Raw genomic sequence first — 14,060 nt, 5'->3', positions numbered from 1 at the left:
CTGGTATTCTTAGTATGTATAGAATTTAAAACACAATTTTGGAGGAGATTTACGATGACTTATACTTTACCTGATTTACCTTATGCTTATGACGCATTAGAACCTTATATCGATTCAGAAACAATGCACTTACACCATGATAAACATCATAACACGTACGTAACCAACTTAAATGCAGCAATTGAGAAACATCCTGAGCTTGGTGAAAAATCAGTGGAAGACCTGATTTCCGATATGGATAGTATTCCGGAAGATATTCGCACAGCAGTAAGAAACAATGGTGGCGGACATGCAAACCATACATTTTTCTGGGGTGTAATGGGTCCAAACGCCGGTGGTGAACCAACTGGTGAAATCAAAGCAGCAATCGATGAAGCGTTTGGCAGCTTTGATAATATGAAGGAAGAATTCAAAACTGCTGCAACTGGCCGTTTCGGCTCTGGTTGGGCTTGGTTGGTTGTGAACAATGGTAAGCTGGAAATCACTTCAACAGCAAACCAAGATTCTCCATTAATGGAAGGAAAGAAACCTGTTTTGGGTCTAGATGTATGGGAACATGCGTACTATTTGAAATATAAAAATGTTCGTCCGGACTATATTTCTGCTTTCTGGAATGTTGTAAATTGGGATGTTGTAAACGAATATTTTGCTAAAGCTAAATAATTTATATAAAAAAGAGGAGTTCAGCAAAAATAGCTGTTCTCTTCTTTTTTTTTGTGGCATACTAGTACTTAGAGTGTCATGGAGAGAGGGGCTTCTAAAATGGAGATAACTTTGCAGAAAGTACATGGATCTGAGAACGATTTTTTTGTTTTAGATGAGACTTTACTGGCAGAACCGTTAACTCAAGTAGAGATAGAACAATTGCGAAAAAGCTTATGCAATCGACAGTCGGGTCTACTGGGTGGCGCAGATGGGATTCTTCTTGTAGAAAATACAGAGCAGGGAACCAGCCTGGCAAAAATGAGAGTAATCAATAGCGACGGAACTGAAGCAAGCATGTGCGGCAATGGATTAAGAACCGTTGCAAGGTATCTGTCTGAAAAGTATAATGAAGAGTTTTTTACTGTAGAAACAATGTTTGCGGATTTGAAGGTAAGGAAAACAACTGATTTTATTTCGGGGGTACCTGCCTACCAAGTAGAGATATCGCCGGTAAGCTTTGATAAAGAAGCTGTACCGATGAACTATTCCCAGCAAACAGTTATCAATGAGAGGATTCCGGAGCTTTCTGAGTCGTTGAAATTTTCCGTTGTTTCAGTACCGAATCCGCACCTGATTGCATTTGTCGATCATGAGGGATTGTTTGATGGAGAGCTGGAGCGAATTGCCGGTTATGTCAACAGTGAAAATCCGCTTTTTCCAGATGGAATCAATGTAAGCTTTGTTGAAATACTGAGTGAAAATGAATTGTTTGTCCGGACCTTTGAACGAGGTGTAGGTCTAACGAGCGCTTGTGGAACAGCGATGTGTGCAAGTAGCCTAATGTATACGTTGCTGTATACGAAGCAATTTTATGAGAAAATCACTGTTCGCAATGTTGGCGGGCTGGTTCAGACGGTTGTTCACGAAAGCGGAGATGGCAGCTACTGGATGGAGCTAATTGGAAACGCGACAGTTACATATACGATACAAGGCTCGATGGCAACACTTATTGCCGGAGATTTTTCTGCACTGATAATCAAAGAAACAGACGAGCAGGCGGCTTATGCTGCGTTTGTTAAACAAGAAAATGGTTAGGACTATCCATAATGTTAACAATAAGAGTATATAATTGCGTTAGTAAGTTATATAATATATAAAGTAAGGATTATTATCAGGAGGTAACAATGGAAGAGACAATAGGTTTACAGGATATAGTTAGGATTTTGAAGAAACGATTTGCGTTATTAATCTTTTGCATGATTCTTGGGGTTAGTGCAGCAGGTGTCATGACTTTTTTTGTTATAACACCAAAATACAGCTCCCAATCACAATTAATCGTGAAGTTGCCGCAAAGTGAAACGGCGAATGTGAATGATATCAATGCCAACTTGCAGATGATTAACACCTATAAGGATTTAATCACAAGTGATACTGTACTGAGTGTTGTGCAGCAAAAGATGAAGGATGAGTATAATCAAAACATTGAGATAGAAGAACTGAAAAACAGCTTAACTGTCGATCAATCTCAGAATTCACAAATGTTTTCAATCAGTTCAACCACAACAGACCCTATATTGTCTGAACGTATCGCAAATAAAACGACAGCCGTTTTCCAGGAAACTGCTCAGCAGACACTTAGTGTAGATAAGATTACAGTTATCTCAAACGCGTCTGCAAACATGGTAGCTGTTTCGCCAAATAACAAGCTGAATTTGATTATTGGTTTTGCCAGCGGATTGATGCTGGGTATTTTACTTGCATTTGTATTGGAATTGTTTGACCGATCACTGAAAAGTGAAGAGTTCATTTCGGAAGAGCTGGAGTTGCCGATTCTTGGTGCAGTACCTAATATGACTGCCAAAGAGCTAAACGTGAAAATTACTCGAACACCATCTGAAATGCAGGACACCCTTGACCAGCATGAGGGTGATGATTCTGATGATGATCAAGGACCTGTTCGTAGAACAAGAACAAGGATATAAAGGAGAACTAGCATGCCAAATTATTTGAAAAATCAAGAGAGTGCTAAGGGCGTCAGCCTGATTACTTTAGCAGATAAGGCGTCGCCGGTATCTGAACAATATCGGACGATTCGTACAAATATACAATATTCTATGGTCGATTATGACTTGCGCACATTGGTTATCACGTCTTCCGGTCCGGGAGAAGGAAAGTCAACAACTGCCGCAAACTTAGCAGTTGTCTTTGCCAACTCCGGGAAAAAGGTATTACTGGTAGATGCAGATTTGAGAAAACCGACCGTAGCGAAGACCTTTAGTCTTTCAAACACAAATGGGTTAAGCAGTATTTTAGGGAATCGACAAGTGTATTTGGATCAGGCGATTCAAGAATCAGGAGTCGATAATCTGAGTGTATTAACGAGTGGACCCAAACCGCCCAACCCTTCAGAGCTGTTAGGCTCTCAGCGGATGGAGCGCTTAATTGAAGAATTAGGCAAGAGATATGATTTGATTATCTTTGATATGCCGCCGGTTGTGACGGTTACCGATGCACAGATACTTTCTTCAAAAGTAAATGGTACGATACTTGTCGTTCGGGAAGGTGTTTCTAAAAGAGAATCATTGAAAAAGGCGAAAAGTCTGCTTGAGTATGTAGGTGCCAATGTTCTGGGTGTCGTGTACAACGGGGCTAAAAACCTTGTGGATCAAAATTACTATTATGGATAAAAAATTAAACTGAGGAGGATAGAAATGATCGATTTACATTGTCATATTTTGCCGAATGTCGATGATGGAGCACAGAGTGTGGAAGATGCCATTGCCATGGCAGAGACAGCAGTTGCTCAAGGGATCGAACATATTCTTTGTACACCTCATCACAACAATGGCAGCTACAGTAATCCGGCAAGTGAAGTGATTTTGAAGGTGCAGGAGCTGCAGCGGGAGCTGGATAGCAGAAATATCCCTTTGAATTTATATGAGGGTCAGGAGGTTCGGATCAGTGAGGACTTGTTGGAGAAAATTGAGACAGGTGAAATTTTATTCGCTGATCTGAACAACAAATATATTTTAATTGAGTTTCCTTTCGAAGAAATTCCGGTTTATGCAGAACAGGTACTATTCAATTTGGTACAGCATGGACATCGTCCAATTATTGTCCATCCGGAAAGAAATCGAGGATTTATAGATGATCCCAATCGTCTGATTCCCTTCATTGAATTTGGTTCGTTGGCACAAGTGACAGCACCAAGCTATGTGGGCGTGTTCGGTAAGGAGATTGAAGCAACGGCAAAGGAATTGGTAGCCTGCAACTTGGTTCATATGATTGCTTCTGATGCGCACAATATTAAGCGTCGGAATTTCTTTATGAAGCGAGCGTTTGATTCAATTATCCAGAATCATGGGAAAAGAAAAGCAACGGCCTTGGAGTATTGTGCAAGAGATGTATTAAATGGGGATGAAACTGAGATTTTGCCGTTTAAGGAAGTTAAAAGGAAGAAATTCCGATTGTTTTAGAAAGAGTGGCTAGTGGTATGTCGAGAAGACAAAAATTATTCGTGCTGCTGATGTTGGATTCTCTAATCATCATCGGAGCAAATGTATTTTCATATTTTTATATGGTTCCATATATTCATGTGTCAACAGATTTTGTGGTTCAAACAACTGTTTTACAGTTAGTGATTTACATAGTTCTTGGGTTCATTTTTAAAATATTTACACGAATTAATCGATTTACAAATTTGAGAGAAATGGTGGCAATCTTTTCTGCTACAAGCATTACGGTGCTTTTTGAAGGGCTTATTCTATTTTATGGAAGCCGTCGTTTTCTTCTGCTGACGTATTTGCTAACTACGTTTCTAATCATTTCAAGCCGTCTGATTTGGCGCTTGACTGTGGAGTGGCGTAACGGGAAACGTTATGGTCACGCCAGAGCAAAGAAAACTTTGATTATTGGTGCCGGAGAAGCCGGACGTATTTTGTTATCCAGCTTGAGTACTTCAACAACAAGTGATATTCAGGTCGTTGGCTTCATTGATGATGCCTTGGATAAACAAAGAATGTACCTTGGCGGTGTAAAAGTACTGGGGAACACATCGAGAATTCCTGAGCTTGTTGAAGAGCATGGTATTGAGATGTTGACGATTGCGATTCCGTCATTGAAAAGAGAGGAACTTCAACGGATACTGGACATTATCACTCCGTTAGGACTTCCTGTGAATGCAATGCCGGCTTTGGAAGAAGTTGCATCTGGCAATATTACTATTTCTCGCCTGAAACAAATTGACGTTGTTGATCTGCTTGGAAGAGAAGAGGTACGTCTGGATGTCGGTCAGCTGAAGGATAAGTTGACGAATAAGGTAATATTAGTGACTGGGGCAGGCGGTTCGATAGGCTCTGAGATTTGCCGTCAGCTGATTCGTTTTAATCCTAAGCAGTTGCTTTTAGTTGGTCATGGAGAGAATTCAATCTATTTGATTCATCGAGAATTGATGGAAAAATATGGAAATAAAGTAACTGAGATGATTCCGATTATTGCGGATATTCAAGATAAAAATCGCATGGTAGATATAATGAAGCAATATCAGCCGGATACTGTTTATCATGCGGCAGCTCACAAGCATGTTCCACTGATGGAGTACAATCCAACAGAAGCTGTGAAAAATAACGTGTTTGGTACAAAAAATGTGGCTGAAGCAGCTAAAGAACAAAACGTTGAGAACTTCGTCATGATATCAACCGATAAAGCAGTCAATCCTCCTAATGTAATGGGGGCAACAAAACGAATTGCTGAAATGATTGTCACTGGCATGAACGAAGAAGGCAAAACGAAATTCTGTGCTGTGCGTTTTGGGAATGTCCTAGGTAGTCGAGGTAGTGTCATTCCGGTATTTGAAGAACAAATTCGCCAAGGAGGACCAGTAACGATTACGGATTTCCGAATGACTCGTTATTTCATGACGATTCCGGAAGCCAGTCGTTTGGTTATTCAAGCGGGGGCGCTTGCCGGAGGTGGAGAAATCTTTATTCTGGATATGGGCGAGCCGGTTAGAATTTACGATTTGGCAAAGAATATGATTCAATTGTGCGGGTACCAAGAAAACGAAATTGAAATTATTGAGACTGGGATTCGTCCCGGAGAGAAATTATACGAAGAGCTGTTGGTAAGTAAAGAAAAGAATTCTAAACAGGTGTTTGATAAGATATTCATTGGTAGTGTCAACGGCTTTCCAATTGACGAGGTTATGAGCTTTGTCAATCATTTGCCTAAAGACACAGATAAGATGAGCAAAGAATTAGTAAGATTTGCGAATGAATCAAGTAAGTGAGGAGATTATTAATGAGAAATATACCATTTTCACCCCCTGATATTACACAGGAAGAAATAGATGCAGTGACTGAGGTGTTGAAATCAGGCTGGATTACTACGGGTCCAAAAACAAAACAGCTTGAACGGGAAATTTCAGAATATTGTGGTACGGAAAAGACCATTTGCTTAAATTCGGCAACAGCTTGTATGGAGATGTGTTTACGTTTGCTAGGCGTGGGTCCTGGCGATGAAGTAATAACCTCTGCCTATACCTATACAGCTTCTGCGAGTGTGATTGATCATGTGGGTGCAGATATTGTATTGGTTGATACGGAAAAAGATTCCTTTGAATTATCTTATGAAGCACTGGCAAAGGCAATCACGCCAAAAACAAAGGTAATTATTCCAGTTGATATTGCCGGTGTAATGTGTGATTATGACAAGATTTTTGATATTGTGAAAAGTAAGCAGGAGCTGTTTCAGCCAACAAATGAACTGCAAGAGCAATTTGGTCGAGTGATTGTTTTAGCAGACGCAGCGCATTCTTTTGGTGCTGTGCGTAAAGGTCAGAAAAGCGGCGCTGTAGCAGACTTCACAAGTTTTTCTTTTCATGCTGTGAAGAACCTGACCACTGCAGAAGGCGGTGCTCTGACTTGGCGTTCATTAGGAGAGACGGCGGATGAAATGATTTATTCAACTGTCAATAGACTATCATTGCATGGTCAAACAAAGGATGCATTATCAAAAACAAAATCCGGTTCTTGGGAGTACGACATTGTTTCTCCGGCATATAAATGTAACATGACAGATGTTCATGCAGCTATCGGATTGGTGCAGTTGAAACGTTATGCGACACTTTTGGAAAAAAGAAAACAGTTAGTAAAAAGATACGAACAACAGCTGGCTGGGTCAAATTTGGATTTCATTACGCATTATGATGAAGAAAATCAATCTAGTGGACACCTTTTCCTTGTTTCTCTAACAGGCTTTTCGGAAGCGGATAGAAATAAAGTCATCCAGTTGTTGGAAGAAAAAGGAATTTCAACCAATGTTCACTATAAACCATTGCCATTACTGACTGCGTATAAGAATTTAGGCTTCAAAATAGAAGCATATCCGCAGGCGTTTGCCATGTACTCAAATGAAATAACATTGCCGTTGAATTCATTGATGGAATTGGACGATGTTGATTATGTTGTAGAAAATTTATTAGAAGTGATTAAGGATATAAAAAAATGATGAAATTTATTAATGACTCTTCTTTAGAAGAGCTGGTTATGCAAAGTGACAAAACGGGTTTGGGGTATAGACTAGTGAAGCGGCTCATTGATCTTCTCTTTTCAGGGATTTTACTCATTTTTCTATCTCCCGTGATGCTGATTATTGCGATACTGATTAGAGTTGACTCAAAGGGTGAGATTGTTTTCACTCAAAAACGGGTAGGAAGAAATCAAAAGACGTTCACTACATTTAAGTTTAGAACGATGTATAAAGATTCTTCTATCGATAATTATGCGGCTCCTAAGAGCGGGGATGCCAGAGTAACCAAAATAGGAAAAGTACTTAGAAAGCTAAGTGTCGATGAATTGCCTCAATTATTGAATGTGTTTTTAGGTCAAATGAGCTTGATTGGTCCTCGTGCTGTTCCGGCAAAAGAACTGGAGCTTCGAGAAGAAAAGCTGAATATTGATGGTAATCCGGAGATTAACAAGCGTGCAATGGAAGTCCGTTCAGAAGCCACACCGGGGATAACAGGGATGGCTCAGGCCTATGGTCGAAGCAGCTTAACGACATTGGAAGCGACAAAGCTTGATGTTTACTACGTACGAAATACCAGTTTTGTATTAGATTGCAAAATATTTGTTAAATCACTTGAGACTGTACTATTGAAAAAAGGAGTTAACTAAGAAATATGAAGAAAAAAGTTCTATTTTTAGCCTATGGCGGCGGGCACGTAAACACGTTGATTCCCATTGTATCGAAAGTAATCGCTGAGAAAAAATTTGATTATACGTGTATAGGAATTAACTTGGCTGCTGAAGCCTTCAAAAAAGCAGATATCCCATGCAAGACGTTATCTGATTACGCAGACAGCGAGATTATGCGCAAAGGAATGCCTTATGCAGACCAGTTTCACGACTTCTCGTCTGTTGTTTCCTATGTAGATTCTTCTGCTTATTATGGCTTCTCAGTTAGAGATTTGGAAAAAGAAGTTGGGGAAGAGTTTGCTGAAGAGATTTTTAAGGTATACGACAGAAGACTGTTCTTACCTGTTGATGCAATGAAAGAGATTCTTAAAAAAGAAAAACCGGATTTAGTCGTTGTTACAACGATGCACAGATTTGAAGCAGCAACCGTGATTGCCGCGAATGAGCTGGGTATCTTATCATTGAGAGTGGAAGATTTACTAGGTAAGGTAAATAGACCATTTCCTGATAAAATTCTTGTTCAAAATGAAAAAGAAAAACAAGAGTACATAAAAAATGGCGTAAGTGCCAAAAAAATCGTTCTATCTTCTGAGCTGAAAAATGATCACTTGGAAGAATTCGCAGATGAAATTTTTTCTATTTACTTGAATTTACAAGCAACCAAGTTCGCTGTATTTTCAGAGTATACAAAAGAAAATCTTATGAAGCGAGATATCCCAGAAGAGAAAATCGAAATAACCGGACAACCTGCCTTTGATCAGCTAAAGGACTATATGTCTTCTGATAAAAAGCTGAAGCAAGAGTTGGGGATTCCTGAGAATAGTCATGTGCTAGTCTATCTATCGCAGCCATTACTGGAGATGCCTAAAGTATTTGAAAGTATTGTTAAGGCTGTTTCAGCACTGGAAAATGTACACCTTGTTGTGAAGCTTCATCCAAATGAAGATGGGAAAGTACAAAGTCAGATTCTTGAAGCCTATGAAATTCCGGCCTCTATTGTCAAGAGTCATAAGGCACCGGAAGTAATCAATATCGCCGATATCGCGATGACCATTTCATCGACAACAGGTATTGAGAGCGCGTTGATGGATAAGCCAGTCATTTATTTCAATTACACAGATGAGGAAGACTTTATTCCTTTTGATAAAATGGGGATTGGTGTCAGAATTGGAAATGAGGACGAGTCTAAGCAACAGGAGCAGTTAATTGAAAAAATTGGTCAGCTGTTGGTAGAGAGTGACTTGAGTCAGAAACTAGTTGAAGGAAGAGCGCAGATGATTCAGAAGGAAAATGCGTCTGATAATATTGCTGCGTTAATCCAACAAATGCTGGGAGAATAGAGAAATGAATGTACATGCTTTTATTCAGGCGAGAAGCACCTCAACCAGACTTGCAGGGAAAGTAACCATGACGATTGCCGGTAAAACAATTATTGAGCACATCTACGAGAAGCTTAACAGCATGGATGTGATTGACCAGGTTGTAGTGGTTACACCGGCAAATGAATCAAATGCGGGCTTGATTAATTTCTTATCCAAAAAAGAGCTTTTTGTTTTTTGCGGAGACGAACAAAATGTTTTGAGTCGCTATATTGAAGCCGGTAAGTTCTATCAGTCCGATATTATCATTCGAGCGACTGGGGATAACCCTTTGATTGAAGAATCATTGATTAATAAATTGATTCAAAGTCATATTGAAAACAAAAATGATTATACCTATTGCAGTGATGCACCTCTAGGCACCTCGATAGAGGTAGTTAATTGGGCGACATTGGCCCGGTTGTCGGAAATGGAAATCACAGAAGCGCATAAAGAACATGTAACGTTGTTTATAAAGGATAATCCGGAACAATTTAAAATTGGAAAACTATCTGCAGAGACAAAACTGACTCATTCAAATGTGCGGTTAACCGTGGATACAAAAGAAGATTTTGAATTAATGGAACAGTTAGGCAAAGAGTTTCCTGCGTTTCCATATCTCTCATTTCAGGAGTTGGAACGATTTTATGAAGAACAGCCGGAACTGTTTAAAATTAATAGCCATATAATCCAAAGGTAGTGTTTGAATGAATATTCTTTTCAGATTTGATGGGAACAATATTAAAGGTTTGGGTCATGTTTTTCGATCCATTCATTTGATTGACAATATCATCCAAAGAAATGAAGGACATAAGTGTATATGTATCATTTCTCATAACGAAGAAGTAGAATCACTCTTAAAAAATAAAAAGATTGATTATTATGTTTTAAAAAATCAACAGGCTTCAGAGATTCTTGAAGTCAATGACGTAGTAAAAAAGCAGAAGATAGACACAATCGTATTAGACAAGCTGGATAACGAATCTGACTATGTAGCCAATCTGTGTGAACAAAAAATCAATGTGGTTATTTTGGACGATCATGGAAGCTATGAAGAGATGCCGGTGAAAGTAATTAATGCGATTATCGATTTGACGACGGATAAGAAGAACTCCGAGAATTACGTAACCGGGGTTCCATACATGGTTTTGAACGATCAGGTAACGGCGATGGCCGCAAAAGAAAAAGAGATAAATCCTACCTTGAAAAATGTTTTATTGACATTTGGAGGGTCAGATCCTCGTAATTTTTCGGAAGAAGTGGTCGAACAGCTGCATTCATTGAAAGCTATTCAATTTGATGTGGTATTAGGACCGGCCTATGCACACAAGGAGCATTTGTACGAAAAATTTGGGCAGCTTAAAAACATCGACATCCACACGGCTGTTGATGATTTGCCTCAAAGAATGTACCAAGCAGACCTTTGTTTTTGTTCAGGAGGCATCACACTTTTTGAAAGCTTGGCGATTGGTGTACCGACAGTCGTGTTATGTCAAGTTCCTCACCAGTATCAAACAGCACAAACCTTATCAGAAAAGGGACTATGCTGGAACCTGGGATTGGAGCCAATAAAGGATTACAATCTCGTTGAACTCTTACATAAGCTAGAAACAGATGGAGAGGCGAGAGAAGCATTGTCGAAGAATGGAAAAACGTTCGTTGATTGTAAAGGTGTTAAGAGAGTGACCGATATTATTTTAGGAGTGGAATAAGTAATGAAAGAATTGACAATAAGTGGAAAAACAGTTTCAAAAGATTCACCTGTTTTAATCATAGCAGAAGCCGGAATAAATCATGATGGCAGCTACGAACAAGCGTTAAAGCTGATTGATGCTGCAGTAGACGCAAAAGCGGATATTGTTAAATTCCAGCTGTTTCGTTCAGAAAAAATGTACAACGTGAAAGCAGGAAACTTTGTAACTGCCAAAGGTGAAACAACCGATATAAACAAATTGCTTAAATCTGTCGAGCTGCCAACCGAATGGATTCCGGAGCTGATGGAGTATTGCGATCAAAAAGGAATTGGCTTTTTGTGTACAACCTGTGATGAAGAATCAAGCGACAGCTTAGAAAAACTGGGTGTCGATTCTTACAAACTAGCTTCTTACGGTATTACTCATATTCCTTTATTGAAGCATACAGCGAAGAAACAGCTGCCAATCGTTTTTTCTTCCGGTGCAGCAACTCTTTCAGAAGTAGACGACGCGGTTCGAGCAATTACTGATCAAGGAAATACGAAAATTGCGCTATTGCATTGTGTAGCGAAATACCCGGCACCATTGAGTTCTTGTAATATGAATATCTTGGATACTTTCCTGTCAGCTTATCCGGATGCTGTTATTGGTTATTCAGATCACACGGAAGATCCTGTCAAAGCACCTGTTGTTGCTGTTTACAAAGGGGCAAAGATAATCGAGAAGCATTTTACAATAGATAAAAACTTGCCTGGAGCAGACCATAGCTTTGCGTTAAATCCGGAGCAGCTGAAAATGATGGTCGATGCAATTCGTCAAGTTGAAAAAGAAAAAAGCCTGGATTCATTCGATATTCCTGAGCTTTCCGAGATTCTTGGCTCATCTGAGAAGCGAGTGGCGGATGTAGAAGAGCATTTGAGAGAATATGCGTTCCGCGCGTTATATGCAACGAAGAATATTAGTAAAGGTGAAGCCATTGATAAATCCAATATGGCTGTTCTAAGACCCGGAGAAAATGTTCGTGGGATTGCACCGAAATATATGGAATTACTTATTGAAAACGAAGTAAAAGCGAATAGAGATATAGAAGAGGGCGAACCAATTCTGTGGAAGGATGTTCTAAACCAATGACATCAAAAGAAGAAGTTGCTCGTCTAAGCTGGGACAGCAGCTTTTTCGGCAAAGAATGCGGATCAGTAGAGTTGACGACTGAAGACAGCTTGACTGACGAGCTGCTAAAGAGTTTTACACAGTATGATTTTGTGAAGCTGGTAAATGAAAATAACCTGAGTAGTATCAATACTTGGATTGGTGAGCAAACAACCGCCTATCTAACGGATATGAATGTTATATTTTCCTATGACTTGACAAGGCAGTCGCAGCAAGTGCGCAAGCAAAGCTTTTCTGCCATTTGTCAGCCTCTGGATGCAGACAATGTACAGGAGCTGACAGCAGTTAAGGAGATGGCTAAATCAAGCTTTACACATACCAGATTTTTTAACGATAAGAAGTTTTCACGAGAACAAGTGGAAAAGGTGTATGAAAATTGGGTTGGCAATGCGATTGCTGATTCTTCCAAAGAGCTATCTGTTTTGAAAGAAGCGGGCGTAGTAGTTGGCTTTATCGTGCTTAAAAAGGAAGAGGCAGCGAAGCAATTGACCATCGAACTGATTGCTGTAAAGGAAGGTAGTCGCGGCCGCGGCTACGGCAGTCAGCTGATGGATTTCAGTAAGGAAACAGCTGAAAAAAACGAGCTGAAAAGAATTATCGTGGGGACACAAATTGATAACTTGCAGGGAATGAATCTGTATATTAAAAACGGCTTTTTTGTGAATAAAAAGCGGAGCATTTATCATTTGTGGCATGCATAAACTAATTTAGGATGGAGAGTTGAAATGAACGTTAAATATCTGATTATCGGTGGTGGAGTAAGCGGTCTGACTTTTGCGAATCAAGTGAAGACAGATGATTATTTGATCGTCGAAAAAGAAAGCGAACTAGGTGGATTTTGCCGAACAATCAAGAGAAATGGCTTTGTTTGGGATTATGCAGGTCACTTTTTCCATTTTGCAAATGAAGAAATCAAAAGCTTTTTTGAAAAAGAAATGGACAAGGAAGCTCTTGTTTTCCATAAGAAAAATACGAAAATTTGGTATGCCGATAAAATGATTGACTATCCTTTTCAAAAGAACATACATCAGCTTCCTCAAGAAGAGTTTATTGATTGTTTGTATGACTTATATTTTAAGGACTCAAAAGAAGCCTATACAGACTTTGAAGATATGTTGTACGGCAAGTTTGGCGAGTCGATTACCAACAAATTCTTGAAGCCGTATAATGAAAAGCTGTATGCAACGAGATTGAACAACTTGGATGTTGATGCAATGGGGCGTTTCTTCCCTTATGCAGACTTTGAGGAAGTCATGAAGAACATGAAAGCTCAGGAGAACAGCTCTTACAATGATATGTTCTCGTATCCTAAAGATGGCGCACAAATGTTTATTGAAATCCTGACTTCTAAACTGGATAAAGATAAAATTCTTTTGAACTCAGAAGTGACGAGCATTGACTATGATAAGAAGATTGCTTATGTGAACGGTACTGAGATTCACTATGAAGAGTTGATTAATACAATCCCGTTGACTCAGCTGGTTGATCGAGCAAACCTGACAAAACAATTTGATACACAGGCGTTTACGTACAACAAAGTGTTGGTGTTAAATCTTGGGTTTGATGCGAAATCAAAATATGATGATATCCATTGGGTTTATTTCCCTGATAAAGCCACTAATTTCTATAGAATCGGCTTCTATGACAATATTTTGAACTCAGATCGTTTGAGTTTGTATGTAGAAATCGGCTATTCTTCGGATGATGAAATTCTGGTGGAAGAGCAGCTGCAGGCAACGTTGGATAACTTAAAAGCGATTGGTGTCATCGATGACCAAAAGCTGGTTGACTGGGAGCCGATCGTCATGACACCTGCGTATGTACATGTGTCTGAAAAGTCCAATGAACTTAAGAAAAATATTATTGAGTTTTTGAAAGCGAAAAATATACACAGCATCGGCAGATACGGCGATTGGAAATATTGCTCAATTGAAGATTCAATGATTGATGCAATAAAGCTTGCAAAACAAATATAGAGATGTGGGGTAGAAAAAGAT

General features: G+C 39.4%; 14 protein-coding genes. All 14 read left to right on the top strand.

Features of this window, described 5'->3' with window-relative positions:
* The first annotated feature begins 54 nt into the window (after positions 1 to 54).
* The 14 genes from IW510_RS06540 to IW510_RS06475 all read left to right on the top strand — a co-directional run bounded on the left by IW510_RS06540 (position 55) and on the right by IW510_RS06475 (position 14,039).
* On the top strand, positions 55 to 663 hold the full coding sequence (locus tag IW510_RS06540) for a superoxide dismutase (protein ID WP_202058000.1): 609 nt from the start codon (positions 55 to 57) through the stop codon (positions 661 to 663).
* A gap of 99 nt (positions 664 to 762) precedes the next feature.
* The gene (gene dapF / locus IW510_RS06535) at positions 763 to 1,740 is read left to right on the top strand and encodes a diaminopimelate epimerase (RefSeq protein WP_202057998.1); all 978 of its coding nucleotides are present in this window, start codon (positions 763 to 765) and stop codon (positions 1,738 to 1,740) included.
* Positions 1,741 to 1,829: 89 nt separating this feature from the next.
* Positions 1,830 to 2,627, top strand: a complete 798-nt coding sequence (locus IW510_RS06530; protein ID WP_202057997.1) for a YveK family protein — start codon at positions 1,830 to 1,832, stop codon at positions 2,625 to 2,627.
* 12 nt (positions 2,628 to 2,639) lie between these two features.
* The gene (locus IW510_RS06525; protein ID WP_202057995.1) at positions 2,640 to 3,332 is read left to right on the top strand and encodes a CpsD/CapB family tyrosine-protein kinase; all 693 of its coding nucleotides are present in this window, start codon (positions 2,640 to 2,642) and stop codon (positions 3,330 to 3,332) included.
* A 24-nt stretch (positions 3,333 to 3,356) separates the two neighbouring features.
* Complete coding sequence (locus IW510_RS06520; protein WP_202057993.1) at positions 3,357 to 4,121, top strand: tyrosine-protein phosphatase; 765 nt, start codon at positions 3,357 to 3,359, stop codon at positions 4,119 to 4,121.
* Between the two features lie 17 nt (positions 4,122 to 4,138).
* Positions 4,139 to 5,932 (top strand): polysaccharide biosynthesis protein, encoded by a 1,794-nt coding sequence (locus IW510_RS06515; protein WP_202057992.1) that lies wholly within the window; start codon positions 4,139 to 4,141, stop codon positions 5,930 to 5,932.
* Between the two features lie 11 nt (positions 5,933 to 5,943).
* Positions 5,944 to 7,152, top strand: coding sequence for a DegT/DnrJ/EryC1/StrS family aminotransferase (locus IW510_RS06510; RefSeq protein ID WP_202057990.1), 1,209 nt, complete (start codon positions 5,944 to 5,946; stop codon positions 7,150 to 7,152).
* Complete coding sequence (locus IW510_RS06505) at positions 7,149 to 7,820, top strand: sugar transferase (RefSeq protein ID WP_202057988.1); 672 nt, start codon at positions 7,149 to 7,151, stop codon at positions 7,818 to 7,820. Before IW510_RS06510 ends, IW510_RS06505 begins: the two co-directional genes overlap by 4 nt.
* A 5-nt stretch (positions 7,821 to 7,825) precedes the next feature.
* Entirely contained in the window at positions 7,826 to 9,181 is a 1,356-nt protein-coding gene (locus IW510_RS06500; RefSeq protein WP_202057987.1) for a UDP-N-acetylglucosamine 2-epimerase, read from the top strand.
* Positions 9,182 to 9,185: 4 nt separating this feature from the next.
* On the top strand, positions 9,186 to 9,899 hold the full coding sequence (locus IW510_RS06495) for a cytidylyltransferase domain-containing protein (RefSeq protein WP_202057985.1): 714 nt from the start codon (positions 9,186 to 9,188) through the stop codon (positions 9,897 to 9,899).
* A 7-nt stretch (positions 9,900 to 9,906) separates the two neighbouring features.
* Entirely contained in the window at positions 9,907 to 10,911 is a 1,005-nt protein-coding gene (locus IW510_RS06490) for a PseG/SpsG family protein (protein WP_202057984.1), read from the top strand.
* 3 nt (positions 10,912 to 10,914) lie between these two features.
* On the top strand, positions 10,915 to 12,024 hold the full coding sequence (locus IW510_RS06485; protein ID WP_202057982.1) for an N-acetylneuraminate synthase family protein: 1,110 nt from the start codon (positions 10,915 to 10,917) through the stop codon (positions 12,022 to 12,024).
* Entirely contained in the window at positions 12,021 to 12,764 is a 744-nt protein-coding gene (locus IW510_RS06480; RefSeq protein WP_202057980.1) for a GNAT family N-acetyltransferase, read from the top strand. Before IW510_RS06485 ends, IW510_RS06480 begins: the two co-directional genes overlap by 4 nt.
* Positions 12,765 to 12,788: 24 nt before the next feature.
* Positions 12,789 to 14,039, top strand: coding sequence for a protoporphyrinogen/coproporphyrinogen oxidase (locus IW510_RS06475; protein WP_202057979.1), 1,251 nt, complete (start codon positions 12,789 to 12,791; stop codon positions 14,037 to 14,039).
* Positions 14,040 to 14,060: the final 21 nt, after the last annotated feature.

This window comes from Enterococcus sp. BWR-S5 (assembly GCF_016745255.1).
Lineage (GTDB): Bacteria > Bacillota > Bacilli > Lactobacillales > Enterococcaceae > Enterococcus_L.
This window is presented reverse-complemented; position numbering and strand designations above follow the sequence as displayed.

Excerpts from the sequence above, each read along its gene's own strand:
- IW510_RS06505 (WP_202057988.1), top strand. The coding sequence starts at position 7,149 with ATGATGAAATTTATTAATGACTCTTCTTTAGAAGAGCTGGTTATGCAA.
- IW510_RS06495 (WP_202057985.1), top strand. The coding sequence starts at position 9,186 with ATGAATGTACATGCTTTTATTCAGGCGAGAAGCACCTCAACCAGACTT.
- IW510_RS06475 (WP_202057979.1), top strand. The coding sequence starts at position 12,789 with ATGAACGTTAAATATCTGATTATCGGTGGTGGAGTAAGCGGTCTGACT.
- IW510_RS06540 (WP_202058000.1), top strand. The coding sequence starts at position 55 with ATGACTTATACTTTACCTGATTTACCTTATGCTTATGACGCATTAGAA.
- IW510_RS06520 (WP_202057993.1), top strand. The coding sequence starts at position 3,357 with ATGATCGATTTACATTGTCATATTTTGCCGAATGTCGATGATGGAGCA.
- IW510_RS06480 (WP_202057980.1), top strand. The coding sequence starts at position 12,021 with ATGACATCAAAAGAAGAAGTTGCTCGTCTAAGCTGGGACAGCAGCTTT.
- IW510_RS06500 (WP_202057987.1), top strand. The coding sequence starts at position 7,826 with ATGAAGAAAAAAGTTCTATTTTTAGCCTATGGCGGCGGGCACGTAAAC.
- IW510_RS06525 (WP_202057995.1), top strand. The coding sequence starts at position 2,640 with ATGCCAAATTATTTGAAAAATCAAGAGAGTGCTAAGGGCGTCAGCCTG.
- dapF (WP_202057998.1), top strand. The coding sequence starts at position 763 with ATGGAGATAACTTTGCAGAAAGTACATGGATCTGAGAACGATTTTTTT.
- IW510_RS06515 (WP_202057992.1), top strand. The coding sequence starts at position 4,139 with ATGTCGAGAAGACAAAAATTATTCGTGCTGCTGATGTTGGATTCTCTA.
- IW510_RS06485 (WP_202057982.1), top strand. The coding sequence starts at position 10,915 with ATGAAAGAATTGACAATAAGTGGAAAAACAGTTTCAAAAGATTCACCT.
- IW510_RS06510 (WP_202057990.1), top strand. The coding sequence starts at position 5,944 with ATGAGAAATATACCATTTTCACCCCCTGATATTACACAGGAAGAAATA.
- IW510_RS06530 (WP_202057997.1), top strand. The coding sequence starts at position 1,830 with ATGGAAGAGACAATAGGTTTACAGGATATAGTTAGGATTTTGAAGAAA.
- IW510_RS06490 (WP_202057984.1), top strand. The coding sequence starts at position 9,907 with ATGAATATTCTTTTCAGATTTGATGGGAACAATATTAAAGGTTTGGGT.